Below are 23,860 nucleotides of genomic sequence, written 5' to 3'. Positions count from 1 at the left end.
GTGGCGCGGCGGTTTTTTAGAGTGCGATCCGAACAACAATAAAGGTGCAGCCATGCCCGCGATCCGAATTGGCATCAACCCGATTTCCTGGAGCAATGACGACTTGCCGTCCCTGGGGGGCGAGACGCCCCTGGACACGGCGCTGGCCGAAGGCAAGGCCATCGGCTACGAGGGCTTCGAGCTCAACGGCAAGTTCCCCAAGGATGCCCAGGGGGTGGCCGAGGTGCTGCGGCCCTACGAGCTGGCGCTGGTTTCCGGCTGGTACAGCGGCCAGCTGGCGCGGCGTTCGGTGGCCGAGGAGATCGAGGCCATCGCCGCCCATGTGCAATTGCTGGCGCACAACGGCGCCACGGTGCTGGTCTATGGCGAGGTGGCCGACTCGATCCAGGGCCAACCCATCGCCCTGGTGGAGCGCCCGCGCTTTCATGCCGAACAGGCCTGGCAGGCATATGCCGACAAGCTCACCGAGCTGGCCCGTTTCACCCTCTCCCAGGGCGTGCGCCTGGCCTATCACCACCATATGGGCGCCTACGTCGAATCGCCGCAGGACATCGACCAGCTGATGCGTCGCAGCGGCCCCGAGGTGGGCCTGTTGTTCGACTCTGGTCATTGCTACATGGGCGGTGGCGAGCCCCTGGAGGTGTTGCGCCGGCATGTCGGGCGGGTCTGCCATGTGCATTTCAAGGATGTGCGCAAGCCGGTGGTGCAGTTGGCACGCAACCAGCTCTGGAGTTTTCCCGACTGTATCGTCAATGGCACCTTCACCGTGCCCGGTGATGGCGACCTGGATTTTGCCGCGTTGCTGCAGGTATTGCTGGGCGCCGGCTACCAGGGCTGGCTGGTGGTGGAAGCCGAGCAGGACCCGGCGGTGGCCCCCAGCGAGGTGTATGCCCGCAAAGGCTACGACACCCTGCGCGCCTTGCTGGCCAGCGCCGGGCACGGGAGGGCTGCTCGATGAGCCTGCTGGTCAAGGGCACGGGCGCGGGCCAGGAGCTGGTGCGACTCGAGGAAGGCCGTTTGCAGTACGTGGGTTTCGCCGCCTACCGCCTGGGCCCGGACGAAAGCCTGCCGGTCAGTGCCGGTGAACACGAGCTATGCCTGGTGCTGCTGGCCGGGCATGTGCGGGTCGAGGGCGAAGCGCCGGGGCATGGCGCGTTCCGTTGGGAGGAGGTCGGCGAGCGTCAGTCGGTGTTCGAGGACCTGGCGCCGTTCGCCGTCTACCTGCCGCCGGGCAGCCAGGCCCGGATCACCGCGCTGGGCCCGGTGCAACTGGCGGTCTGCGCGGCCCCCGGTTGCCGCGAGGCCGGGCTGGCGCCGCGGCTGATCCGCCCGCAGCAGTGCGCGCGCAGCGTACGGGGCAAGGGCGCCAATACCCGTTATGTCTGCGACATCCTGCCGGCCAGCGAGCCGGCGCATTCGCTGTTGGTGGTGGAGGTGCGCACGCCATCCGGGCATTCCTCCAGCTACCCGCCGCACAAGCACGACACCGACGACCTGCCGCACCAGAGCTTTCTCGAGGAGACCTATTACCACCAGGTCGACCCGCCCCAGGGCTTCGTGTTCCAGCGGGTGTACACCGACGATCGACGACTGGACGAAGCCATGGCCGTGGAGCACCACGACCTGGTGGTGGTCCCCGAGGGCTATCACCCGGTCTGCGTGCCGTACGGCTACCAGTCCTACTACCTGAATGTCATGGCCGGGCCGAAACGCGCCTGGCAATTCCACAACGATCCGCGGCACAGCTGGCTGCTCGATCTCTGAGAGCGCCACGCCATAGGGAGAATCAGCCACATGCCCCGGCCCTTGCGTTTTGCCTTGAACCGGATGGTCGCCCCGAGCTTGTCGCTGGTGGAGTTCATCGACCTGGCGCTGGACCTGAAGATCGATGCCATCGAGTTGCGCAATGACTTGCCGGGCGTGGAAATCACCGATGGCACGCCGCCGGAGCGGGTTCGCGAGCTGTGCGCCAGCCGTGGCGTGCGGGTGCTGTCGATCAATGCGCTGTACCCCTTCGATGTGTGGAACCCGGAGCGCGAGCGGCAACTGCGGCAATTGGCCGGGTATGCCGTGGCCTGCGGTGCCAGGGGGTTGGTGCTGTGTCCGCTGAATGAGGCCGGGGACGCGCGTGATGCCGCGCAGCGGGCATTGGCGCTGCGTAGCGCCCTCGAGGGGATCGCCCCGGTACTGCGCCGGCATGGCCTGTGCGGCCTCATCGAGCCCCTGGGCTTTCAGGAGAGCGCCTTGTGCAGCAAGCGCCTGGCGCTGGAGGCGGTCCGCGATACCGCCAGCCTGGATGTCCTGCGCCTGCTGCACGACACCTTCCATCACCGCCTGGCTGGAGAGCAGGAGCTGTTCGCCGAGCTGACCGGCCTGGTGCATATCTCCGGGGTCGAGGATGCGCAGGCGCCCCTGGGGCTGTTGCGCGATGGCCATCGGGCACTGGTGAGCGCAGCGGATCGGCTCGGCAACGTGGCGCAACTTGAGGCGCTGTTGCACCAGGGCTACACCGGCTACCTGTCGTTCGAACCTTTCGCCGCCTGCGTCCATGGCCAGGTGGATATCCGCCAGGCCCTGGGCGCCAGCATCGACCATCTGCGCCAGGCCCTGGAATGAGTGCCCGGCGCCATGCCCCTATCCCTTGCAAGGAGCTGAAATGAACACGCTACGCCTGACCATGGCCCAGGCCCTGGTGAAGTTCCTCGACAACCAGTACGTCGAGGTGGATGGACAACAGAGCCGCTTCGTCGCCGGAGTCTTCACCATTTTCGGCCACGGCAACGTGCTGGGCATCGGCCAGGCCCTGCAGCAGGACCCGGGTGGCCTGCAGGTGCACCAGGGGCGCAACGAGCAGGGCATGGCCCACGCGGCCATCGGTTTCGCCAAGCAGCGCCTGCGCCGCCAGATCTATGCCTGTACCGCCTCGGTGGGGCCTGGCGCGGCGAACATGCTGACCGCGGCCGCCACCGCCACGGCCAATCGCATCCCCTTGCTGCTGTTGCCCGGCGATGTGTTCGCCAGCCGCCAGCCGGACCCGGTGTTGCAGCAGATCGAGCAGTTCCATGACCTGGGCATCAGCACCAACGATGCCTTCAAGGCCGTGAGCAAGTACTGGGACCGGATCAACCGCCCGGAGCAATTGATGAGCGCCGCATTGCAGGCCATGCGGGTGCTGACCGACCCGGCGGAAACCGGCGCGGTGACCCTGGCGCTGCCCCAGGACGTGCAGGCCGAGGCCTACGACTATCCCGAGGCGTTCTTCGCCCGCCGGGTCCACCGTATCGATCGGCGCCTGCCCACCACGGCCATGCTGGCCGATGCCGCGGCGCTGCTGCTGGGCAAGCGCCGGCCGCTGATCATCTGTGGCGGCGGGGTCAAGTACTCCGCTGCCGGCGAGGCGCTGCAGGCGTTCGCCGAGCGTTTCGCGATTCCCGTGGCCGAGACCCAGGCGGGCAAGAGCGCGCTGCTCTCGAGCCATCCGCTGAACGTCGGCGGCATTGGCGAGACCGGCTGCCTGGCGGCCAACCTGTTGGCCCGGGAGGCCGACCTGATCATCGGCGTGGGGACGCGCTACAGCGATTTCACCACGTCCTCGAAATGGCTGTTCCAGCATCCGCAGGTGCAGTTCCTCAATCTCAACGTCAACCCCGGCGATGCCCTGAAGCTCGATGGCGTGCAACTGCTGGCCGATGCTCGGGCCGGCTTGCAGGGCTTGTCGCAGGTCCTGGTGGAGCGTGACTATCGCGCCGGCTGGGGCGAGCAGGTGACGACGGCCAAGGCGCAGCTGGCGGCCGAGGTACAGCGCCTGCATGGACTGCAGTACTCGGCGCAGGCCTTCGTGCCCGAGGTCGCGGACTCGCTGGACCCGGCGGTGCTGCGCGAGTTCATCGAACTCACCGGCTCCTGCCTGACCCAGAGCCAGGTCCTGGGCGTGCTCAACCAGGTGCTGGACGAAGACGCGGTGATCGTCGCTGCCGCCGGCAGCCTGCCCGGCGACTTGCAGCGCAGTTGGGCCAGCAAGGGGCTCAACAGCTACCACGTGGAGTACGGCTATTCGTGCATGGGCTACGAGGTCGGCGCGGCCCTGGGGGTCAAGCTCGCCGAACCCGGGCGCGAGGTCTATGCGCTGCTGGGGGATGGCTCCTACCTGATGCTGCATTCGGAGCTGGTCACCTCGCTCCAGGAGCGGCGCAAGATCAACCTGGTGCTGCTGGACAACATGGCCTTCGGTTGCATCAACAACCTGCAACTGGGCCAGGGCCAGGACAGCTTCGCCACCGAATTTCGCTATCGCGACCCGCTCACCGGCCGGCTCGACGGCGGCCTGATCCCGGTGGACTACGCCATGAGCGCCGCGGCCTACGGTTGCAAGACCTACCGGGTCACCAGCCTCGAGCAGTTGCAGGCGGCCCTGGCGGATGCCCGCCGGCAGACGGTCTCGACCCTGATCGACATCAAGGTCCTGCCCAAGACCATGCTCCACGGCTACCAGTCCTGGTGGCATGTGGGAGTGGCCCAGGTCTCTGACAGCGAGCGGGTTGCCGCCGCGTCCCGGGCCATCGCCGCCGAGCTGGCCAGGGCCCGCCAGTATTGATCCTTTGCCACGAACCACCACAGGAGTACATCCATGTCTTTGCAGCTAGGCGTTATCGGGACCGGGGCCATCGGCCAGGATCACATCCGGCGTTGCAGCCAGACCCTGCAGGGCAGCCGGGTCGTGGCCGTGACCGACATCGATCGGCAACAGGCGGCGCGGGTGGTCGACGACCTGCAATTGCAGGCTGAAGTCCATGGGGATGGCCATGCCTTGATCCGCTCGCCGCAGGTGCAGGCGGTGCTGGTCACGTCCTGGGGGCCCAGCCACGAGGAGTTCGTGCTGGCGGCCATCGCCGCCGGCAAGCCGGTGTTCTGCGAGAAACCCCTGGCGGTGACCGCCGAGGGCTGCCGGCGCATCGTCGAGGCCGAGCTGGCCCATGGCAAGCGCCTGGTCCAGGTGGGCTTCATGCGCCCTTATGACGCTGGCTACCAGGCGCTGAAGGCCGTGGTGGATAGCGGTCGGATCGGCACGCCGCTGATGCTGCACTGCGCCCACCGCAATCCGCGGGTAGGGCCGAACTACAAGACCGACATGGCCATTACCGACACCCTGATCCACGAACTGGATGTGCTGCGCTGGTTGCTGGACGACGACTACGTCTCGGTGCAGGTGCTGTTCCCACGGGTTTCGAGCAAGGCCCATGGGCAACTGCGCGACCCGCAGATCGTGCTGCTGGAGACCGCCCGTGGGGTGCGGATCGATGTGGAGATTTTCGTCAACTGCCAATACGGCTACGACATCCAGTGCGAGGTGGTGGGCGAGAGCGGTATCGCGCGCCTGCCCGAGCCGCCCCAGGTGCAACTGCGCAGTGCGGCCAACCTGTCCAGCGCCATCCTCATGGACTGGAAGGAGCGCTTCATCGCCGCCTATGACGTCGAGCTGCAAGCCTTCATCGATGCCGTGGCGGCAGGGCAGGTGGGTGGCCCCTCGGCCTGGGACGGCCTGGCGGCGGCGGTGGCTGCCGACGCTTGCATCCAGGCCCAGCGGAGCGGGGCCATCGTGCCGGTGCACTTGCCGCCGCGCCCCGCATTCTATGGTTGAGAGGCCAGGGCCAAGGCCCTTGGATGGGGCTTGAGCAGGTATTGCAATAAAATTCTAAAATGAGTTGATATAGAAAATATTTTCCAATAGAGTCGTTTCCAGGTTGCCGACTACCCAGGCTGCCGGGGTCTTCAGGTTCTGCCTGGTGCCCTGGCCAGTCATCCAACAAAAACAACACAGGTACCGTCGATGAAGATCCCTCGCTCTGCCGCGCCATTGCCCTCCCGGGCAGGTGCCATTGCCCCACGCGAGATGCCTCGCACTTTCTGGTCCTCCCGCTTGCTGTCGCTGCTGGGTTGCCTGTGTGTCGAACACCAAGGTTCGCTGCTGGGCTGCATGCCCGGCGCCCCGGTCCTGTATTCACGCGCCTGAGGCACGGCGGCGCCCGAGCCGCCAACCGACAACAACCTGGAGAGCACCCTTGATGAATATCCAGACCCGAGTGGTTTCCCTGGCCCTGGCCTTGCTGCTGTCCAGCGGCGTGGCCCAGGCCCAGGTGCGGATCGGTGTGAGCATGTCGCAGTTCGACGACACCTGGCTGACCTATCTGCGCGAGTCCATGGACCAGAAGGCCAAGTCCATGCCCGAGGGCGTGCAGTTGCAGTTCGAGGACGCCCGCAGCGACGTGGTCAAGCAGTTGAGCCAGGTCGAAAGCTTCGTCAGCCAGAAGGTCGACGCCATCGTGGTCAACCCGGTGGATACCGCCGCCACTCGCAAGATCACCGAGGCGGCGGTCAAGGCCGGGATCCCGCTGGTCTACGTCAACCGCCGCCCGGATGACCTGGCCCTGCCCAAGGGGGTGGTCACCGTGGCCTCCGACGACCTGGAGGCCGGGCGGATGCAGATGCAGTACTTGGCGCAAAAGATGGGCGGCAAGGGCAGCGTGGTGATCCTGCTGGGGGACCTGGCCAACAACTCCACGGCCAATCGCACCAAGGGCGTCAAGGAGGTGCTGGCCCAGTACCCGGGCATTCGGGTCGACCAGGAGCAGACCGGAGTCTGGCTGCGCGACCGCGGCATGACCCTGGTCAATGACTGGCTGACCCAGGGCCGCGAGTTCAACGCCGTGGTGGCCAACAACGACGAGATGGCCATCGGCGCCGCCATGGCCTTGAACCAGGCCGGGGTGGAACGCGGCAGCGTGCTGATCGCCGGGGTCGACGGTACCCCCGACGGGCTGCGCGCGGTGCAGCGCGGCGAGCTGGCGGTGTCGGTATTCCAGGACGCCAAGGGCCAGGCCGAGGGTTCGGTGGAGACCGCGGTGAAGATGATCAAGCAGCAGCCGGTGGAGGCTGCGGTGTGGATCCCGTATCGGTTGATCACCCCAGACAACGTCGCCCAGTTCAAGTAGCCGGGCCTCATTCACCGAGTAAGCCGACCGGGTGCCCTGGGTGCCTGGCGGTGGGAGTAGCTGAGCATGAACGCCTGTGCGTCCGTTTCGAATCCGGCCGGGATCACCCCCGTCATCGAGCCTTACCTGCTGGAGGTGATCAATGTCAGCAAGGGCTTTCCCGGGGTGGTGGCCCTGTCCGAGGTGCAGCTGCGGGTACGTCCCGGCACCGTGCTGGCGTTGATGGGGGAGAACGGGGCCGGCAAGTCGACCCTGATGAAGATCATCGCCGGGATCTACCAGCCTGATGCCGGCGAGTTGCGCCTCAAGGGCCGGCCGGTGAGCTTCGCCTCGCCACTGGCGGCGCTGGAGGCGGGGATCGCCATGATCCACCAGGAACTCAACCTGATGCCGCACATGAGCGTCGCCGAGAACATCTGGATCGGTCGCGAGCCGCTGGGCCGGCTGGGGCTGGTCGATCATCGGGCGATGCATCGCGCTACCGCCGCGCTGTTGGCGCGCCTGCGCATCGAGCTCGATCCCCAGGAACAGGTGGGCCACCTGAGCATCGCCGAGCGGCAGATGGTGGAGATCGCCAAGGCGGTGTCCTATGACTCCGATGTGCTGATCATGGACGAGCCGACCTCGGCCATCACCGACAATGAAGTGGCCCACCTGTTCTCGATCATTGCCGACCTCAAGGCCCAGGGTAAGGGCATCATCTACATCACCCACAAGATGAACGAAGTGTTCGCCATCGCCGATGAGGTGGCGGTGTTTCGCGATGGCACCTACATCGGCCTGCAACGGGCCGAGAGCCTGGACGGCGACAGCCTGATCTCGATGATGGTCGGGCGCGAGCTGAGCCAGCTGTTCCCCACGCGTGACCAGCCCATCGGCGAGCGCTTGCTGCAGGTACGCGACCTGCGCCTGGACGGGGTATTCGAGGGGGTGTCGTTCGACCTGCATGCCGGCGAGATCCTCGGTATCGCCGGGCTGATGGGCTCGGGGCGGACCAACGTGGCCGAGACCCTGTTCGGCATCACCCCGGCCGATGGCGGGCAGATCATCCTCGATGGCCAGGTGTTGCGCATTGGCGAGCCCCACGTGGCCATCAGCCAGGGCCTGGCGCTGCTCACCGAAGATCGCAAGCTCAGTGGTTTGTTCCCCTGCCTGTCGGTGCTGGAGAACATGGAAGTGGCGGTGCTCAAGCACTATGCCGGGGCGGGTTTCGTCAAGCACAAGGCCCTGCGCGCGCTGTGCGAGGACATGTGTCGCCAGTTGCGGGTCAAGACCCCGTCGCTGGAGCAGTGCATCGACACCCTGTCTGGCGGCAACCAGCAAAAGGCCCTGTTGGCCCGCTGGCTGATGACCCGGCCACGGATCCTGATCCTCGATGAGCCGACCCGGGGCATCGATGTCGGAGCCAAGGCCGAGATCTACCGCCTGATCGCCACACTCGCCGCAGAGGGCATGGCGGTGCTGATGATTTCCTCGGAACTGCCCGAGATCCTGGGCATGAGCGACCGGGTGCTGGTCATGCACGAGGGGCAACTGATGGGCGCCCTGGACCGTAGCGAGGCGAGCCAGGAGCGGGTGATGCAATTGGCCTCGGGCCTGGCCCTGGAACACTAGCGGTGATACGCGACATTCAACCTGGGCCGGCCGCCTGCAATGGCGCCGCCCCTGATCAAGGTGGACGGTGATGAACGCAATACTGGAAAACAAACCGGCCCTGGCACCGGCCAAGAGCCGCCGGCGCCTGCCGACCGAACTGAGTATCTTCCTGGTGCTGATCGGCATCGCCCTGGTGTTCGAGCTGTCCGGCTGGGTGGTCCGCGAGCAGAGCTTCTTGCTCAATTCCCAGCGCCTGGTGCTGATGATCCTCCAGGTCTCGGTCATCGGCCTGCTGGCCATCGGCGTGACCCAGGTGATCATCACCACCGGCATCGACCTGTCCTCGGGTTCGGTGCTGGCCCTGTCGGCGATGATCGCCGCCAGCCTGGCGCAGACTTCCGACTTCAGCCGCGCGGTGTTCCCCGGGTTGACCGATTTGCCGGCATGGATCCCGGTACTGGCGGGGCTGGGGGTCGGTCTGCTGGCGGGGGCGATCAACGGCAGCATCATCGCCCTCAGCGGGATCCCGCCCTTTATCGCCACCCTGGGAATGATGGTCTCGGCCCGTGGCCTGGCGCGCTACTACACCCAGGGCCAGCCGGTGAGCATGTTGTCGGATTCCTACACCGCCATTGGCCATGGGGCGATGCCGGTGGTGATCTTCCTGGCGGTGGCGGTGATCTTCCATGTCGCCCTGCGCTACACCCGCTATGGCAAGTACACCTATGCCATCGGCGGCAACATGCAGGCGGCGCGCACGTCGGGGATCAACGTCAAGCGCCACCTGGTGATCGTCTACAGCATCGCCGGGCTGCTGGCCGGGTTGGCCGGCGTGGTGGCCTCGGCCCGGGCCGCCACCGGGCAGGCGGGGATGGGCATGTCCTACGAACTGGATGCCATCGCCGCGGCGGTGATCGGTGGCACCAGCCTGGCCGGAGGCGTGGGGCGCATCACTGGCACCGTGATCGGCGCGCTGATCCTGGGAGTGATGGCCAGCGGCTTTACCTTCGTCGGTGTCGATGCCTATATCCAGGACATCATCAAGGGACTGATCATCGTCGTGGCCGTGGTCATCGACCAGTACCGCAACAAGCGCAAGCACACACGCTGATGCCGATGGCTGGCGGCGTAGGGGAAGGGCGGTAGTCGGTCGCAAAAAGGGCCAAATCCGCTGTCCGGTACTGCCGTTTGTCTTCTAAAGGACCTGCGTGAATCGGATTTTTTGTTATAAAAGCACTCCGATCACCCACCCCAAAGCCCGCAATTGCGGGCTTTGGGCGGTTTGTCGGACAGATTCGCTGTCATTTCAGTTGCTGCGCCCTCAAACCGGCCTTAGACTGCCGCCCCTCGTAAATTGAGTGCCGGGTGGCGCTTGGAAGGTATGGCGCCTTTCTGATGACCTGACGGGTCAACCGGAAACAGCTTGAATTCGCCTTAATGCACGTATTTTTTATAGAGAAATCAATGACCAAGGAAAAGTTGCTGGCCATGCCGGCGGATGACTACATGAATGCCGAGCAACACGCTTTTTTCACTGAGCTGTTGCAAGCCATGAAGGTGGAAACCCACGAGCGCATCGAGCAGAACCGGATCGCCATTGAAAGCCTGGACACCCCGGCTGACCCGGCCGACGCCGCTTCCGTCGAAGAAGAGCGCACCTGGTTGGTCAACGCCATCGATCGCGACCAGCGCATGTTGCCGCAGCTGGAGCAGGCCCTGGGCCGGATCAGTGACGACAGCTTCGGCTGGTGCGACGACAGCGGCGAGCCGATCGGCCTCAAGCGCCTGCTGATCAGCCCGACCACCAAGTACTGCATCGAAGCCCAGGAGCGTCACGAGCAGATCGACAAGCACCAGCGCCAGGCCTAGAGCAGCAAGCGTCTGAAGTGCATCCTGTCCCGGGGGCGCAGCCTAGCCAGCGCTGCGCCCTGGAATGCAAGCCCCTCGCAACAGTTCCCCCTCCCTTCGGTAGCCGCGCCACGGCCACCGTTCCCTTGATCTATTGCAACACCCATTCCGCCAGCCCCTGAATAATGCCCCGCACGCGCCTCTTGCCGCTTGAGGCTGCAAGCTTGCCGCTGTTCCTGTTCCTACTAAGGGACCATGGATCATGGCGTTATAGTGGCGTTTAATGCGGCAAAACAATTAGAGCGATATGGGGTGAGCAACATGTCAAGAGATGGATCTCTCGCGGTGCCTGCCGCACAGGTACCGGCGACTCCCGAATCCGCCCCCTGGTGGGCTCCGGCGCTACAGAGCGCGGCCTTGATGGCACTGCTGGCCGGCCAGGCCCTGGGTGACTGGCCGCTGTACCTGTGCCTGCCGCTGGCGGTGGTGGTGATCTGGCTGCCCCGCCTGCGTAGCCGCAAGATGGCCGGGGCGGTGGCGGCCGCCAGCGATGACGAAATGGCGGCGCTGACCCGCGACCTGTCCTACAGCACCTCCCACAATGCATTGTCCGCCGCTGGCGTGGCCTATTCGGTGGCCCGCCTGGCCGACAAGCTGCAGTCGCAGCTGGATGCCGCGGTGCGCATCGTCGGCAACGCCGAGGTGATGATCAAGACCGAACAGGTCACCTCGCAGCTCAGCCGCCAAGCGCTGGAAGCCGCCAGCGAGGCCCATGCCAGCAGCGCCGAAGGGCGCACGGTATTGGGCGAGTCGATCAACCGGATGCACCTTTTGAGCCAACGCGCCAACGACAGCCGTGAGTCGATCGAAGCCCTCAGCCAGCGCAGCGAGGAGATCCAGCGCGTGGCCCTGGTGATCCAGTCCATTGCCAGCCAGACCAACCTGCTGGCCCTCAATGCGGCCATCGAGGCGGCCCGGGCCGGCGAGCACGGCCGTGGTTTCGCCGTGGTCGCCGACGAGGTGCGCGGCCTGGCCGGGCGTACGGCGGTAGCCACCGATGAGGTCGGGGTGATGGTGGCCGATATCCAGCAGCGCACCGGCGATGTGGTGGAGCAGATCCGCCAGTTGTCCGATGACCTGAACCTGGGGGTCGAGCAGGTGGAGCACACCGGCCGCCACCTGGACAACATCGCCCGCCTGGCGGCCGGGGTCGAGGAGCAGGTCAGCGAGATCGCTCGGGGCGCCGAGACCAATCGCGAACAGCTGGACAGCCTGTTCCACGCGGTGGAACAGATGCGCAGCGACCTGGCGGTCAGCGACCAGCAGACCCGCAGCCTGGCCGAGGCGGCGGTGCAAATGGAAGGGCAGGCGGAAACCATCAGCGAGCGCCTGGCCGCGGTGGGCCTGGACGAATATCACCAGCGCATCTACGACTTGGCCCGCGAAGGCGCGCGACGCATCGCCGAGCAGTTCGAGGCTGATCTTGCGGCCCAGCGCATCAGCCTCGATGAGCTGTTCGACCGCAATTACCAGTTGATTCCCAATACCGAGCCGAGCAGGTACCACACCCGTTTCGATCGTTATACCGACCAGGTGCTGCCAGCGATCCAGGAGTCCTTGCTGCCGCGCCATGACGGTCTGGTGTTCGCCATCGCCTGTACCCCGGAAGGCTATGTGCCGACCCACAACCAGGCGTTTTCCCAAGCCTTGACCGGCGATCCCCAGGTGGACAACCTGTACAACCGCAGCAAGCGCAAGTTCGCCGATCGCACCGGCATTCGCTGCGGCAGTCACCAGCAACCGCTGTTGTTGCAAACCTACACCCGCGATACCGGCGAGCTGATGCATGACCTTTCAGTGCCGATCATGGTCCAGGGACGTCACTGGGGCGGCCTGCGCCTGGGCTACAGGCCCGAGCAGGGGCCATCCCGACGGGTGGGATAGCGACCGGCGATTGTTACCGTTGGCGTAATGCTGCTGTGCAATAACCGGCTGTTGTCGAGGAGCGGAAATCATTTAGCATGGCCAGATCGTTAGCCTGCTAATTATTTCCGTGGGGATAGCCATGTACAAGGTCGATGTAGCGGTGATGATAGGCAGCGGCGTGCCCGGTTCGTTGCAAGCCCTGGGGCGCAAGGTGTGCTGGGTGGTGCTGGTCAATGGCGAACAACGGGGCACCGCTTTTGCCAGCCGCGCCGAAGCCGAGGAATGCCAGTTGGCCTGGCAGGAGCAACTGGCGGTGCTGGCGCCCGACCGGGGCCGTTTCAAGCATTCGGCCTAGGTCTGGCTCAAGAGGCCAGCGCGCCCTGGTCGATGGCCTGCTTGAGGGCCCTGGCCTGTTCCCGGGCCGCTGCCGCGGCTTCTTCCGAGGTCTTGAACCAGCGGTCGCGCTCCACCTGGTAGAAGTGCAAGCGGCTCTTCGCCACCTTGGTGCGCAGGGCGATCACGGCCTGGTATTCGCCCCGGACTTCCCGGCATTGGCCACGGATGAAGAATTCGCCAATATCCAGCTCTTTCATTTCCCCTCTGCTCCTTTGGCTCGTTGAGTCCTGGATGCCCACGGAATGTGGCCGGTTGACCCGGCGTCGAGTATCGCGTGGACGGGGGAACCGGACCCTGAGTCAGATCAGCTTGTGAGTATTTTCCTCAAGAGGGCCGCTCAAGCGTCCGCTGCGGTATTACGAGAGGAGTGGGGCGGCGCCATGGAATGACGCTCACCGGTCACATGCCTGGGATAACGTTACCGACAGGATTACGCTGCTGGTCTTTGCTTGAGGTGGGGCATGGGCGACGGACTTGCGCTTTGCATAGTCGAAATACACAAAGTTGCTCTAGAATTGCGCCTGCCACCCGAAGTGGCTGTCGATTCCGGGAATTGATCAGGGTGTTTCCGGCCAGCAGGCCTGTTCCAGCACTCGTTCCTTAATTGCGCGTCGCCACGTTTTCGGGTTCAGAGCCTATTCTCCAGCCTTCGACATGTGCCTATGCAATGGTGGAATGCCCCTTGCCCAGCGCCGCCGGAGTAGCAGGTTCACCTGCGTGAATTTCTGATTGAGTGATTGGAGTGAGTACGCCGTCATGGCGTTTTTTGTGCTGTCCGTTTTTTTAAGGACAGCATCATCTTGAGTATCGGGGGCCTTTCCTTGGCAGTAAGTAATCTTGAAATGCATGCGTTGTTTGTCTTGGGTGATTTGCGCGCAAAGCTGGTCAAGCAGTTTCAATCTCGTTTTGTCTATGTCACCGAACAATCCGCCGAAGGCATCTATGTCGCCGAACTCGATACCGAGACGGCCCTGGTGGTGGACGACAAACCCCGCCTGGAACTGAAAGTGGGCGACCATTTTCGCGCCGCGGTATTGCCCAGCCGCGAAGGCGGCAAGATGGAAATCCGCTTTCGCGATATCAAGCTGACGGTCTATGGCCTGGGCGACTACGCCTTCGTCGCCAGCCCCCTGGGGCAGGGGATCGTGTTCAGGGAAGGGCAATCGGTGGTGATGGTCTTTGCCGCCAACGAACAATTGCAGGAAGGCCTGACCAAGACCCTCAAGGCCGTATCCGCCAAGGCCGCCAAATGGCGCAAGGGCGAACTGATCAGCTTCAAGGCCAGCGAGTGACGAGCCTGAGCCGCGCCGAATTCCACCAGCAGCATCTGGCTGACGCGCGCAACGAGGCCCTGCGCCTGTTCCAGCAGAAGACGGTCTTGCAGGGCGCCTGGCTGAACTGGGTAGCCGGACAGATCTACAGCTTGCGCCCGGCAGCCTACGCCAGCATGGTGCGGCGCGAGCTGCAACGCCTGCAGGAGCCGGAAGGCCCGTGACAACCGTGATACCCGCGCCCTAGCACAGCCCGCTCGTTCCATCGGCCAGCCCCGGACGCAGGTGCGGCGCACCATGGCCCGGCTTGCAAGTTCCTCCATTCGTTGACGAACCAGGCGCAATCGCCCAGGCCTGGGTGTACCCGAACCCTTGGCAAAGGCATTCGGGCCACCACCTTGCAGAGGCGTTTCAGAAGCGGGTTTGCACCGCCATTTCGAAGGTGCGCGGCGCACCCAGGTAGTAAGCCGGGGACACGTGGGCGAACTGGCCGTAGGTTTCGTTGGTCAGGTTGCGTACCCGCCCGGTGATGCTGGTGTGGCTGTCGAGCTGGTAGCGCAGGAAGCTGCCATACAGGGTGTAGGCCGGCATGGCCAGGGTGTTGGCGTTATCGGCGTAGACCGAGGCCACGTAGCGGGCGTCGATCCCGGCCTGCCAATTGCTCGCCAGGTCGTAGGTCAGCCACAGGTTGGCCAGCCGTGAGGGCACGTTGGTGGGGGTATTGCCCTTGCGCGAGACCACCGTGCCGTTGGCGAGTTTCTCGTTGAACGCATCGTACTCGGCATCCACCCAGGCGACGTTGCCCTGGGCCAGCAGTCGCGGGGTGATGCGCAGCGAACTGGCCAGCTCGATGCCCTTCGAGGTCTGCTGGCCCACCGGAATGCTGTTGGCCGGGTCCTGCGGATCGGTCACGGCGAAGTCCTTGCGTTCGATGCGGTAGGCCGCCACGGTCGCCGAGCCACGACCGTCCAGGTAGTCGAACTTGCTCCCCACCTCCCACTGCTTGCCGGTGGATACGTCGAAGTTCTGGGTGCCGCTGGGCTGTTCGGCGGCGGTGCTGTATTGCACATAGACGTTGGCGCTGGGCAGGAACTGCCAGGTCAGGCCCAGGCGCCCGGTGACCGGCTCCCAGCTGCGCTTGAAGTGGCGTGGATTGCTGGCGGTGATGGCGCGGTGGTTGGTCACATCCAGGTCGATGGCGTCGTAACGCAGGCCGCTGAGCAGCGACAGTTCGTCGGTCAGGGCCAGGCGATTCTCGACGAACAGCGCGCGGGTGGTGACCTGGTTGGTCTTGTCCTTGACCCAGCCCTGGCGGGTTCCCTCCAGTTCATAGAAGTGCCCGGGCCGGTAACTGCCCGGGTCGACGCTGTTGCGTGCCGGTACGTTGTTCGGCGAATTGGTGGTGCTGTTGACCTTGTACTCGAAACCGGCGGCCCAGGTGGTGTCGAGGCCCAACAACTGGTCTTCGTGGCGCAGCTCGAACTGGTTGCCCACCTGGTTGCCCTGGTGTCGCACCAGGTAGGCGGTGGAGCGGTTCACCCGCCGGTTGTCGGGGCTGTACTGGTAGGTCTCCAGGTTGCGGTAGTCGCGCTGGCTGTCCAGGTGGTAGAGGGTATTGCGCAGGCTGGTGCTGTCGTTGATCCGGTAGTCGAGGATCGAGCGCAGCCAGACAGTGCGCTGCTCGTACAGGCCATCGGCGACGTTGTAGTTGTTGAAGCGGTTGTGCTTGTCGATCTTCAGGTCGCCGGCCTTGGGGTTGAGCACTGGCGTGCCCCAGTAGGGGCTGTCCTCGTGCTCGTCCTGATACTCCACGGCCAGGGTGTGGGACAGGTCCGGGGTCAGGTCGCTGAGCAGGGAGAACGCCAGGCTCCAGGCGTCGCGCTCCTGGCGGTCGATATAGCCGTTGCTGGTGTTGTGGCTGACATCCAACCGCGCGAAGTGCTGCACATCGGCGCTGGCCGGGCTCAGGGCATGGTTGACCCCGAAGGCGGCCTGGGTGGTGTCGAAGCTGCCATAGCCGAGCAGGCCCTCGGCGGCCCGTTCGCGGCGTTCGGCCAGCTTGGTCACGTAGTTCAGCGAGCCGCCCACGGAGCCTGCGCCATTGATCAGCGACGACGGGCCGCCCACCAGTTCCACCCGGTCATAGATCCAGGCGTCCACAGGGCGGGCCAGGCCAGTGGCGACATTGATGCCATTGAACATCTGGGTGATCTGGCCACTGGTGAAGCCACGGTAGGAAACGAAGCCGCCGAACCCCGGAGGAGCGCTGGCATTGACCCCGGGCAGGGCATTGGCGGCGTCCTGGAAGGTACGATCGCCCCGGCGTTCGATGTCCTGGCGGCTGCTCACCGCCACCGAGGCGGGGGTTTCGCGCAGGCTCAGGCCCAGGCGCGAGGCCATGCCGCTGGATTGGTCCAGGGACAGGCCGGGCTCGGCCTCGGTTTCGTCGGCGCCGATGGTGGTGGGGGCCAGTTCAACGCGCTGCGCGCCCCAGGCATTGGCACACAGGCAGCCCAGCAGGCTCGCCAGCAGAGGAAGGTGTTTCATTGATAGATCCTGAATTCTTGACTAGGAAACAGCCCACGGCCATGCGCCACGCAAAGGGCGCGGCAGGTGGGGCGGGTAGGGGCAAGAGTCAGGCGTGGGGCGGTGCCCGGGGACGGGCGGCGGGCCAGCTGTGGTGGGCGGGGAGATCGACCTGGAGCGGACCGGCCAGCGGCGGCGCCTGGGGCTGCGGCAGGAAGGCCAGGCCAAGGCTGGTGTTCAGCGCCGGGCCCATGCCGCCGGTGGAGCACAGCGGGCAACCGAAGGCCTTGGCCAGGGTCGGCAGCGAATCCTGGTCGGTGGGCACCTGCATGGGCGCCTGGGTGGCCGGATCGACGCTACAAAACTGCCCGCCGATGCCGTTGAGCTGCATGCCCAGCATCTGGCCATGGCCGATGCTGCAGGCGAACACGTTGAACAGGACGCAGCAATACAGCATCCAGGCAACGAGCGAGCGATCGGAACGGGCGAATTTCATGGGCCGGCACTTTAGCATCGAAGACGACGAACGTACTTACCAAAACGCGCGATCAGGTCCATTCTTCAGCGAAATTTTCCAGGGACGTCCAACATGACTCATCTGCTTGCACAGGGAGTGGCCGGAACCTTTTTATCGATCAGCCTGTTGCACCTGTACTGGGCCGCTGGCGGCAAGCGCGGCAGCGAGGCGGTGATCCCGCAGGTGCCGGGGCCCGTGCCCGGGCAGAGCCAGCCGGCCTTCCAGCCGCCGGCGCTGGCGACCTTGCTGGTGGCGCTGGCCCTGTTGCTGGTGGCGCTGCTGGTGTGCCTGCGGGTCGGGCTCTTGCTGCCGAGCGTGAGCCATCCGGCGTTGCAGTGGGTCATCAGCGCCATCGCCTTGCTGATGTTCGCCCGGGCCATTGGCGACTCGGAACTGGTGGGGTTCTTCAAGCAGGTGCGGGGTTCGCGCTTCGCCCGGCTCGACACGCTGTTCTATTCGCCTTTATGCGTGGTACTGGGGGCCGGGCTGCTGGTGCTGGCCTGGGCCTGAACGCCCGCAAGGCAAGGGCGGGGCGAGCCCGCGCCTGCTCAGTTGCCGGTTTCCTGGCGTTTGCTGCTGACTTCCGCCGGCACGTCGTCGCCGGCCATGCGCTTGCGGAACAGCGCGGCACGGGCCAGCAGCAGGGTGGTCACCGGCACGGTGATCGACAGCAGGATCGGGATCAGCCAGGCGTGCAGCACCGGCCCCGACTTGAGCGCCGAGAAATACAGGATCGAGGCCAGGGCCACGGTCCACGAGCCCAGGGTCGAGGCCAGGGCCGGCGGGTGCATGCGCTGGAAGTAGCTCTTCATGCGCAGGATGCCCAGCGCGCCGATCAGGGCGAACAGGCTGCCCAGTAGCAACAACAGGGCCACCAGGATTTCCACCCACAGGGGCAGTTGTTGCAGCTCGTTCATTCGATCACCTCGCCACGCAGGAGGAATTTGGCCAGGGCGAAGGAGCCGACGAAGCCGAACAGGGCGATCAGCAGCGCCGCCTCGAAGTAGGTATCGCTGGAGTAGCGGATGCCCAGCACCAGCATCATCAGCATCGCCAGGATGTACAGGTAGTCCAGCGCCAGGACCCGGTCCTGGGCCGAGGGGCCCTTGAACAGGCGCACCAGGGTCAGGACCATGGCCAGGGAAAAGATGAACAGGCTCAGCAGGATCGCGTTATCCATCAGTGCGCTCATTCGAAGATCTCCATCAGCGGGCGCTCGTAGGTGGTCTTGAAGTGCTGGATGAATTGCGCCTCGTCCTCCAGGTCGAACACGTGCAGCAAGAGGATGCTGCGATCCAGCGACAGCTCGGACCAGACCGTGCCCGGCACCACCGTGGTGATGGTCGACAGTGCCGCCAGGCCGTTGGCGTTGCGCAGGTCCAGGGGCACCTTGACGAAGGCCGAGCGCACCGGGCGCCGGCCGTTGTTGAGCACGCCCCAGGCCACCAGCAGGTTCGACACCAGTACATCACGGCCCACCAGCAGGAACAGGCGCAGGATGGTCCAGGGCCGGCGGAAGCGGATCGGCTGCGGGCGCAGCGGGCGCATCAGCAGTGGCGCGAGAAAGCCCAGCACCGCGCCCAGCAGCAGGTTGCCGGGGCTGACGGAGAGGTTCAGCAGCAGCCACAGCAGCCACAACGCCAGGGACAGGAAGGGCGAGGGGAGCAGGCGCTTCATGGCTGCACCTCCATCGACAGCGCGGCCTTGGCTTCGGGGCTGAGCACCGTCCGGGTGCCCAATACCGCCATCACGTAGTGCTCGGGCTGGTTGAGGTTGTCGGCGGTGTCCTGGGTGAAGCGCAGCAGCGGCTCGGCCTTGAAGCTCAGCAACACGCACAGGCCCAGCAGCGCCACTATCGGCACGCACTCCAGGCGCCGCAGCACAGGCGAGGGTCGCTCCTCGGGCGTCCAGAAGCGGCGGATGCCCAGGCGCGCGAAGGCGATCAAGGACGCCAGGCCGGAGAGGATCAGCAGCGCCAGGAAGCACCAGCCCGCCACCGGCACCTGGGTATCGGGACTGCTGCCCAGGCCCTGGGGATTGAGCAGGGCGGCGATCAGGTTGAGTTTGCCGATGAACCCCGACAGCGGTGGCATGCCGATGATCAGCAGCGCGCAGGCGATGAAGCTCAGGCCCAGGAAGGCCATGGTCCAGGGAATCACCTGGCCGACCACCACTTGCTGTTCGTCGTCGAGGTTGCTGCCCCGTGGCGGGTTTTGCGAACCCGCCGGTTGCGGCAGGATCTCGCCTTCATCCTCCAGCGGGGCCTCGGTGGCCGAGCGCGAGCGCTCGATCAGCTCGGCCAGCAGGAACAGCGCGCACATGGCCAGGGTCGAGCTGAACAGGTAGAACAGCGCCGCGCCGGTCAGTGCCGGTTGGGCGAAGCCGATCACCGCGAGCAGGATCCCCGCCGAGACCAGGATGCTCAGGCTGGCCATGCGCTCCAGGCGCTGCGCGGCGAGGATGCCCAGCGCCGCGCAGCAGATCGTCGCCAGGCCGCCGTACACCAGCCACTGGCTGCCGAAATAGGCCGAGGCACCGGCCTGGCCGGAAAACAGCAGGGTCCACAGGCGCAGCACGGTATAGACCCCAACCTTGGTCATCACCGCGAACAAGGCCGCTACCGGTGCGCTGGCCGAGGAATAGGCCGGCACCAGCCAGAAGTTCAGCGGCCACATCCCGGCCTTGGCCAGGAAGGCGATGGCCAGGATCGCCGTGCCCGCGTGCAGCAGGCCGCGGTCGGCCTCGGGCACCAGCGGGATCTTCATGGCCAGGTCGGCCATGTTCAAGGTGCCGGTGACTCCGTAGATCATCGCCGTGCCGATCAGGAACAATGACGAGGCCAGGAGGTTGATGGTGATGTAGTGCAGCCCCGAGGACACCCGCGCCCGTCCCGAGCCATGCAGCATCAGGCCGTAGGAGGCCGCCAGCAGCACCTCGAAGAACACGAACAGGTTGAACAGGTCGGCGGTGAGGAAGGCCCCGTACAGGCCCATCAGCTGGATCTGGAACAGCGCGTGGAAGCTCGCGCCGGCCCCGTCCCAGCGGGCCATGGCGAACAGTAGCGCGCTGACCCCGATGATGCCGGTCAGCACCAGCATCAGCGCCGACAGGCGATCGACCACCAGCACGATGCCGAACGGCACCTGCCAGTTGCTCGGCAGGTACACGCCGAAGGAGCCGGTGGCGCCATCGGCCTGGGTCCAGTACAGCAGGTACAGCGCCAGGCCCAGGCCCAGCAGGCTGGAGAACAGGTTGAGCCGGGCCTTGAGCGGACGGTGTTTTTCCCCCAGCAGCAGGAGCAGGGCCGCGGTCAGCAGCGGCAACAGGATGGGGGCGACGATCAGGTGCGAGGACAACAGGTTCATTCCTTGGGCTCCCGACCGTCGACGTGGTCGGTGCCGGTCAGGCCCCGGGAGGCCAGGAGCACCACCAGGAACAGCGCGGTCATGGCGAAGCTGATGACGATGGCGGTGAGCACCAGCGCCTGGGGCAGGGGGTCGGTGTAGTGCAGCAGGTCCTGGGGCACGCCGTCCTTGACGATCGGCTCCTTGCCGATGAACAGGCTGCCCATGCTGAAGATGAACAGGTTGACCGCGTAGGACAGCAGGCACAGGCCCATCACCACCTGGAAGGTCCGCGGGCGCAGCACCAGCCAGACTCCCGAGGCGGCGAGGACACCAATGGCGATTGCAATGACTTCTTCCATCAGGCGGCTCCGCTCTTGATCAGGGACTTGGACTGGCTGGCAGGCTTGTGGGCCCGCACCGACTGGTGCGCCAGGGCGGTGAGGATCAACAGGGTCGCGCCCACCACCACCGCGTACACGCCGATGTCGAAGAACAGCGCGCTGGCGATATGGATATCACCGAACAGCGGCAGGTCCAGGTGCAGGGTGTGGGTGGTCAGGAACGGATAGCCCCAGGCCAGGGCGCCTAGGCCCGTGGCCACGGCGAACAGCAGGCCGGTGCCCATCCAGCGCAGCGGTCGCAGGCTCATCTGCGCCTCCACCCACTGGGTGCCGGCCACCATGTACTGCAGGATGAACGCCACCGACATCACCAGCCCGGCGACGAAACCGCCGCCCGGCAGGTTGTGCCCGCGCATGAACAGGTAGAAGGACACCACCAGGGCGATCGGCAGCAGCAGGCGCACCAGCACCGCGGGCACCATCATGAAACCCAGGGCGGTGTCGCTGGCCTGGCGTGGGTTGACCAGGTCGGTGACCACGTCCGGTGCCAGCAGGCGCTGCTGGGCCGGCAGTTGCATGCTCTCCTTGGGCGGGCGGAAGCGTCGCAGCAGGGCGAACACGGTCAGGGCCACGGCCACCAGCACGGTGATCTCGCCCAAGGTGTCGAAGCTGCGGAAGTCCACCAGGGTCACGTTCACCACATTGGTGCCGCCACCCTCGGGCAGGGCCCGGCTCAGGTAGAACGAGGAAATGTCGTTGGGCGTCGGCCGGGTCAGCATGGCGTAGGACAACAGCGCCATGCCCAGGCCCACGGCGACCGACAGGCTCAGGTCGCGCAGGCGGCGGATACGCGCCTTGGGCACGCTGCTGGGCAGCGGCGAGACATCCTCGATCCGCCGCGGCAGCCAGCGCAGGCCCAGCAGGATCAGCACCGTGGTCACCACTTCCACCACCAGCTGGGTCAGGGCGAGGTCGGGGGCGGAGAACCAGACAAAGGTCACGCAGGTCATCAGCCCGCAGACGCTGACCATGGTCAGGGCGGCCAGGCGGTGATACTTGGCCTGCCAGGCGGCGCCCAGGGCGCAGGCGATGGCCAGCAGCCAGAAGGTCACGAAGACGATGGAACCGGGGATCTTCGGCCGGTCGCCCCAGGTCAGGCTGCTGTAGAGCATGGGGATCAGCCCGGCGATCACCGCCGCCAGCACCAGCAGGAACAACTGGCTTTGCAGGCGCTTGGTGCTCAGCCGCCGCTCCAGGCCACGGGCCAGGCGAGTCAGGGCCACCAGGCAGCGTTCGAACAGGCGCTTGCCGTTGAAGCGGCCCACGCCCGGCGGGTAGGCGAAGCGGCCACGCACCAGCGGCTTGCGCAGCAGCAGGTAGAGGACGATGCCGCAGGACATGGCGATCAGGCTCATGATCATCGGCGCATTGAGGCCGTGCCAGATTGCCAGGCTGTATTCGGGCAGGGTCCCGCCCACCACCGGCCGTGCGGCGGCGGCCAGCAACGGCCCGATGATCTGGGCCGGGAAGATCCCCACCAGCAGGCAGGTGAACACCAGCAGCTCCACCGGCGCGCGCATCCAGCGCGGCGGCTCGTGGGGCGTGTGGGGCAGGTCGGTGGCCGGTTCGCCGAAGAACACATCGACGGTGAAGCGCAGGGCGTAGGCGACGCTGAAGGTCCCGGCGAGGGTGGCGATCACTGGCAGGGCGATCTCGACCCAGGCGCTGGAATTGATGAACACCGTCTCGGCGAAGAACATCTCCTTGGACAGGAAGCCGTTGAGCAGCGGCACCCCGGCCATGGAGGCGCTGGCCACCATGGCCAGGGTCGCGGTGTAGGGCATCAGCTTGATCAGGCCGTTGAGCTTGCGGATGTCGCGGCTGCCGCTCTCGTGGTCGATGATCCCGGCAGCCATGAACAGCGAGGCCTTGAAGGTGGCGTGGTTGAGGATGTGGAATACCGCGGCCACCGCCGCCAGCGGGCTGTTCAGGCCCAGCAGCAGGGTGATCAGGCCCAGGTGGCTGATGGTGGAGTAGGCCAGCAGGCCCTTGAGGTCGTTCTGGAACATCGCGCAATAGGCGCCCAGCACCAGGGTACAGGCGCCGGCGCCGCCGACGATCCAGAACCATTCTTCGCTGCCCGACAACGACGGCCACAAGCGGGCCAGGAGAAACACCCCGGCCTTGACCATGGTCGCCGAGTGCAGGTAGGCCGAGACCGGTGTCGGCGCGGCCATGGCGTGGGGAAGCCAGAAGTGGAAGGGGAATTGCGCGCTCTTGCTCAGCGCACCGAGCAGGATCAGGGGAAGCAGGACAGGGTAGAGGGCATGGGCCTTGATCTTGTCCGCGGCAGCCAGTACCTGGTCCAGGTCATAGCTGCCGACCACATGGCCGAGCAGCATGACCCCCGCCAACAGGCATAATCCCCCGGCCCCGGTGACCATCAGCGCCATGTAGGCACCACGGCGGGCGTCGGAACGGTGATGCCAATAGCCGATCAGCAGGAACGAGAAGAGGCTGGTCAGTTCCCAGAAGAACACGATCTGGATCAGGTTGCCGGAGATCACCAGGCCCAGCATGGCGCCCATGAACGCCAGGAAAAAGGCGAAGAAGCGCGGCACCGGGTCCTGGGGCGACATGTAGTAGCGCGCATACAACGACACCAGGGTGCCGATGCCCAGCACCAGCAGCGAAAACAGCCAGGCGAAGCCGTCCAGGCGCAATACGAAGTTCAGTCCCAGGCTCGGCAGCCAGGCGTACTCCTCGCGAATCACCCCGCCCTCGGCGATCTGCGGATACAGCAGGGCCACCTGGAGGGTGCCGATGAGGGCAACCAGGCCGGCGAGCAAGGATTCGGTATTACGTGCGTTGTGCGGCAACAGGGCCGCCAGACAGCTGCCCATGAACGGCAGAAGCAGTAGAACTATCAGGGACATAGGCTTCTAATCTGCAGAAAAGTATGACGCATAATACGTGCCAGGCCCTTGATCACCAACCGCCAGGCGCAGCTGGATAGCCATCAGAAATGTTACATGCGCTTTCAAAAGTAGGAGACAAATGCCCGCTTCGCCCGTTCGCCGGGTGTTCGCACAAGGTTTGCCCC

General features: G+C 65.5%; 24 protein-coding genes. 15 read left to right on the top strand and 9 right to left on the bottom strand.

Annotated elements, in window-relative coordinates; genetic code table 11:
- The first annotated feature begins 52 nt into the window (after positions 1-52).
- From iolE to H7A76_RS15680, 12 genes are all read left to right on the top strand, one after another.
- Positions 53-958, top strand: a complete 906-nt coding sequence (iolE, locus tag H7A76_RS15735; RefSeq protein WP_185699340.1) for a myo-inosose-2 dehydratase — start codon at positions 53-55, stop codon at positions 956-958.
- Positions 955-1,764: a 5-deoxy-glucuronate isomerase gene (gene iolB / locus H7A76_RS15730; RefSeq protein WP_185699339.1), complete on the top strand. Its 810-nt coding sequence runs from the start codon at positions 955-957 to the stop codon at positions 1,762-1,764. The genes iolE and iolB overlap by 4 nt, the downstream gene beginning before the upstream one ends.
- A gap of 30 nt (positions 1,765-1,794) precedes the next feature.
- Positions 1,795-2,616, top strand: a complete 822-nt coding sequence (locus H7A76_RS15725) for a TIM barrel protein (protein WP_185699338.1) — start codon at positions 1,795-1,797, stop codon at positions 2,614-2,616.
- A 40-nt stretch (positions 2,617-2,656) separates the two neighbouring features.
- Positions 2,657-4,594: a 3D-(3,5/4)-trihydroxycyclohexane-1,2-dione acylhydrolase (decyclizing) gene (iolD, locus tag H7A76_RS15720; protein ID WP_185699337.1), complete on the top strand. Its 1,938-nt coding sequence runs from the start codon at positions 2,657-2,659 to the stop codon at positions 4,592-4,594.
- Positions 4,595-4,627: 33 nt separating this feature from the next.
- Positions 4,628-5,638 carry a Gfo/Idh/MocA family protein gene (locus H7A76_RS15715; RefSeq protein ID WP_185699336.1) on the top strand — a complete coding sequence of 337 codons (1,011 nt, stop codon included), beginning with the start codon at positions 4,628-4,630 and terminating at the stop codon, positions 5,636-5,638.
- Between the two features lie 189 nt (positions 5,639-5,827).
- Positions 5,828-6,010, top strand: a complete 183-nt coding sequence (locus H7A76_RS15710; RefSeq protein ID WP_185699335.1) for a hypothetical protein — start codon at positions 5,828-5,830, stop codon at positions 6,008-6,010.
- Positions 6,011-6,062: 52 nt separating this feature from the next.
- The gene (locus tag H7A76_RS15705; protein ID WP_185699334.1) at positions 6,063-6,989 is read left to right on the top strand and encodes a sugar ABC transporter substrate-binding protein; all 927 of its coding nucleotides are present in this window, start codon (positions 6,063-6,065) and stop codon (positions 6,987-6,989) included.
- 66 nt (positions 6,990-7,055) lie between these two features.
- Positions 7,056-8,603, top strand: coding sequence for a sugar ABC transporter ATP-binding protein (locus H7A76_RS15700; protein WP_185699333.1), 1,548 nt, complete (start codon positions 7,056-7,058; stop codon positions 8,601-8,603).
- 70 nt (positions 8,604-8,673) lie between these two features.
- On the top strand, positions 8,674-9,696 hold the full coding sequence (locus tag H7A76_RS15695) for an ABC transporter permease (RefSeq protein WP_185699332.1): 1,023 nt from the start codon (positions 8,674-8,676) through the stop codon (positions 9,694-9,696).
- A gap of 353 nt (positions 9,697-10,049) precedes the next feature.
- Positions 10,050-10,454, top strand: coding sequence for a TraR/DksA family transcriptional regulator (locus H7A76_RS15690; RefSeq protein WP_022643977.1), 405 nt, complete (start codon positions 10,050-10,052; stop codon positions 10,452-10,454).
- A 234-nt stretch (positions 10,455-10,688) separates the two neighbouring features.
- Positions 10,689-12,377 carry a methyl-accepting chemotaxis protein gene (locus tag H7A76_RS15685; RefSeq protein ID WP_409519188.1) on the top strand — a complete coding sequence of 563 codons (1,689 nt, stop codon included), beginning with the start codon at positions 10,689-10,691 and terminating at the stop codon, positions 12,375-12,377.
- A gap of 121 nt (positions 12,378-12,498) precedes the next feature.
- Positions 12,499-12,714 carry a hypothetical protein gene (locus tag H7A76_RS15680; RefSeq protein ID WP_185699330.1) on the top strand — a complete coding sequence of 72 codons (216 nt, stop codon included), beginning with the start codon at positions 12,499-12,501 and terminating at the stop codon, positions 12,712-12,714.
- 7 nt (positions 12,715-12,721) lie between these two features.
- On the opposite strand, the gene H7A76_RS15675 is transcribed toward H7A76_RS15680, so the two are convergent.
- The gene (locus H7A76_RS15675; RefSeq protein WP_185699329.1) at positions 12,722-12,952 is read right to left on the bottom strand and encodes a hypothetical protein; all 231 of its coding nucleotides are present in this window, start codon (positions 12,950-12,952) and stop codon (positions 12,722-12,724) included.
- 624 nt (positions 12,953-13,576) lie between these two features.
- Here H7A76_RS15675 and H7A76_RS15670 point away from each other — a divergent pair.
- Together H7A76_RS15670 and H7A76_RS15665 are read left to right on the top strand one after the other, a co-directional pair.
- Complete coding sequence (locus tag H7A76_RS15670; protein ID WP_185699328.1) at positions 13,577-14,047, top strand: hypothetical protein; 471 nt, start codon at positions 13,577-13,579, stop codon at positions 14,045-14,047.
- Positions 14,048-14,052: 5 nt separating this feature from the next.
- Positions 14,053-14,250: a hypothetical protein gene (locus tag H7A76_RS15665; RefSeq protein ID WP_260497997.1), complete on the top strand. Its 198-nt coding sequence runs from the start codon at positions 14,053-14,055 to the stop codon at positions 14,248-14,250.
- Between the two features lie 187 nt (positions 14,251-14,437).
- Here H7A76_RS15665 and H7A76_RS15660 read toward each other — a convergent pair whose 3' ends face one another.
- Both H7A76_RS15660 and H7A76_RS15655 read right to left on the bottom strand, forming a co-directional pair.
- The gene (locus H7A76_RS15660; RefSeq protein ID WP_185699326.1) at positions 14,438-16,573 is read right to left on the bottom strand and encodes a TonB-dependent siderophore receptor; all 2,136 of its coding nucleotides are present in this window, start codon (positions 16,571-16,573) and stop codon (positions 14,438-14,440) included.
- An 88-nt stretch (positions 16,574-16,661) separates the two neighbouring features.
- On the bottom strand, positions 16,662-17,048 hold the full coding sequence (locus H7A76_RS15655) for a DUF2946 domain-containing protein (RefSeq protein WP_185699325.1): 387 nt from the start codon (positions 17,046-17,048) through the stop codon (positions 16,662-16,664).
- A 93-nt stretch (positions 17,049-17,141) separates the two neighbouring features.
- Here H7A76_RS15655 and H7A76_RS15650 point away from each other — a divergent pair, with 93 nt between their 5' ends.
- Positions 17,142-17,579: a DUF3995 domain-containing protein gene (locus H7A76_RS15650; RefSeq protein WP_185699324.1), complete on the top strand. Its 438-nt coding sequence runs from the start codon at positions 17,142-17,144 to the stop codon at positions 17,577-17,579.
- A gap of 38 nt (positions 17,580-17,617) precedes the next feature.
- On the opposite strand, the gene H7A76_RS15645 is transcribed toward H7A76_RS15650, so the two are convergent.
- Genes H7A76_RS15645 through H7A76_RS15620 form a run of 6 tightly spaced genes read right to left on the bottom strand, consistent with a single transcriptional unit; the run spans position 17,618 to position 23,693 of the window.
- On the bottom strand, positions 17,618-17,986 hold the full coding sequence (locus tag H7A76_RS15645; protein WP_185699323.1) for a Na+/H+ antiporter subunit G: 369 nt from the start codon (positions 17,984-17,986) through the stop codon (positions 17,618-17,620).
- On the bottom strand, positions 17,983-18,261 hold the full coding sequence (locus H7A76_RS15640) for a K+/H+ antiporter subunit F (RefSeq protein ID WP_068578232.1): 279 nt from the start codon (positions 18,259-18,261) through the stop codon (positions 17,983-17,985). Before H7A76_RS15640 ends, H7A76_RS15645 begins: the two co-directional genes overlap by 4 nt.
- Complete coding sequence (locus tag H7A76_RS15635; protein WP_185699322.1) at positions 18,258-18,746, bottom strand: Na+/H+ antiporter subunit E; 489 nt, start codon at positions 18,744-18,746, stop codon at positions 18,258-18,260. Before H7A76_RS15635 ends, H7A76_RS15640 begins: the two co-directional genes overlap by 4 nt.
- Positions 18,743-20,434, bottom strand: coding sequence for a monovalent cation/H+ antiporter subunit D (locus tag H7A76_RS15630; RefSeq protein ID WP_185699321.1), 1,692 nt, complete (start codon positions 20,432-20,434; stop codon positions 18,743-18,745). The genes H7A76_RS15635 and H7A76_RS15630 overlap by 4 nt, the downstream gene beginning before the upstream one ends.
- Positions 20,431-20,775 (bottom strand): Na+/H+ antiporter subunit C, encoded by a 345-nt coding sequence (locus H7A76_RS15625; RefSeq protein ID WP_011060906.1) that lies wholly within the window; start codon positions 20,773-20,775, stop codon positions 20,431-20,433. Before H7A76_RS15625 ends, H7A76_RS15630 begins: the two co-directional genes overlap by 4 nt.
- Positions 20,775-23,693 carry a monovalent cation/H+ antiporter subunit A gene (locus H7A76_RS15620; RefSeq protein WP_185699320.1) on the bottom strand — a complete coding sequence of 973 codons (2,919 nt, stop codon included), beginning with the start codon at positions 23,691-23,693 and terminating at the stop codon, positions 20,775-20,777. The genes H7A76_RS15625 and H7A76_RS15620 overlap by 1 nt, the downstream gene beginning before the upstream one ends.
- Positions 23,694-23,860 lie beyond the last annotated feature (167 nt).

Source organism: Pseudomonas sp. MSSRFD41, assembly GCF_014230245.1.
Lineage (GTDB): Bacteria > Pseudomonadota > Gammaproteobacteria > Pseudomonadales > Pseudomonadaceae > Aquipseudomonas > Aquipseudomonas piscis.
Note: the sequence above shows the minus strand (reverse complement) of the source record. Positions and strands in the feature narration are given on the sequence as shown.

Excerpts from the sequence above, each read along its gene's own strand:
- iolE (WP_185699340.1), top strand. The coding sequence starts at position 53 with ATGCCCGCGATCCGAATTGGCATCAACCCGATTTCCTGGAGCAATGAC.
- iolB (WP_185699339.1), top strand. The coding sequence starts at position 955 with ATGAGCCTGCTGGTCAAGGGCACGGGCGCGGGCCAGGAGCTGGTGCGA.
- H7A76_RS15725 (WP_185699338.1), top strand. The coding sequence starts at position 1,795 with ATGCCCCGGCCCTTGCGTTTTGCCTTGAACCGGATGGTCGCCCCGAGC.
- iolD (WP_185699337.1), top strand. The coding sequence starts at position 2,657 with ATGAACACGCTACGCCTGACCATGGCCCAGGCCCTGGTGAAGTTCCTC.
- H7A76_RS15715 (WP_185699336.1), top strand. The coding sequence starts at position 4,628 with ATGTCTTTGCAGCTAGGCGTTATCGGGACCGGGGCCATCGGCCAGGAT.
- H7A76_RS15710 (WP_185699335.1), top strand. The coding sequence starts at position 5,828 with ATGAAGATCCCTCGCTCTGCCGCGCCATTGCCCTCCCGGGCAGGTGCC.
- H7A76_RS15705 (WP_185699334.1), top strand. The coding sequence starts at position 6,063 with ATGAATATCCAGACCCGAGTGGTTTCCCTGGCCCTGGCCTTGCTGCTG.
- H7A76_RS15700 (WP_185699333.1), top strand. The coding sequence starts at position 7,056 with ATGAACGCCTGTGCGTCCGTTTCGAATCCGGCCGGGATCACCCCCGTC.
- H7A76_RS15695 (WP_185699332.1), top strand. The coding sequence starts at position 8,674 with ATGAACGCAATACTGGAAAACAAACCGGCCCTGGCACCGGCCAAGAGC.
- H7A76_RS15690 (WP_022643977.1), top strand. The coding sequence starts at position 10,050 with ATGACCAAGGAAAAGTTGCTGGCCATGCCGGCGGATGACTACATGAAT.
- H7A76_RS15685 (WP_409519188.1), top strand. The coding sequence starts at position 10,689 with ATGGATCATGGCGTTATAGTGGCGTTTAATGCGGCAAAACAATTAGAG.
- H7A76_RS15680 (WP_185699330.1), top strand. The coding sequence starts at position 12,499 with ATGTACAAGGTCGATGTAGCGGTGATGATAGGCAGCGGCGTGCCCGGT.
- H7A76_RS15675 (WP_185699329.1), bottom strand. The coding sequence starts at position 12,952 with ATGAAAGAGCTGGATATTGGCGAATTCTTCATCCGTGGCCAATGCCGG.
- H7A76_RS15660 (WP_185699326.1), bottom strand. The coding sequence starts at position 16,573 with ATGAAACACCTTCCTCTGCTGGCGAGCCTGCTGGGCTGCCTGTGTGCC.
- H7A76_RS15655 (WP_185699325.1), bottom strand. The coding sequence starts at position 17,048 with ATGAAATTCGCCCGTTCCGATCGCTCGCTCGTTGCCTGGATGCTGTAT.
- H7A76_RS15650 (WP_185699324.1), top strand. The coding sequence starts at position 17,142 with ATGACTCATCTGCTTGCACAGGGAGTGGCCGGAACCTTTTTATCGATC.
- H7A76_RS15645 (WP_185699323.1), bottom strand. The coding sequence starts at position 17,986 with ATGAACGAGCTGCAACAACTGCCCCTGTGGGTGGAAATCCTGGTGGCC.
- H7A76_RS15640 (WP_068578232.1), bottom strand. The coding sequence starts at position 18,261 with ATGAGCGCACTGATGGATAACGCGATCCTGCTGAGCCTGTTCATCTTT.
- H7A76_RS15635 (WP_185699322.1), bottom strand. The coding sequence starts at position 18,746 with ATGAAGCGCCTGCTCCCCTCGCCCTTCCTGTCCCTGGCGTTGTGGCTG.
- H7A76_RS15630 (WP_185699321.1), bottom strand. The coding sequence starts at position 20,434 with ATGAACCTGTTGTCCTCGCACCTGATCGTCGCCCCCATCCTGTTGCCG.
- H7A76_RS15625 (WP_011060906.1), bottom strand. The coding sequence starts at position 20,775 with ATGGAAGAAGTCATTGCAATCGCCATTGGTGTCCTCGCCGCCTCGGGA.
- H7A76_RS15620 (WP_185699320.1), bottom strand. The coding sequence starts at position 23,693 with ATGTCCCTGATAGTTCTACTGCTTCTGCCGTTCATGGGCAGCTGTCTG.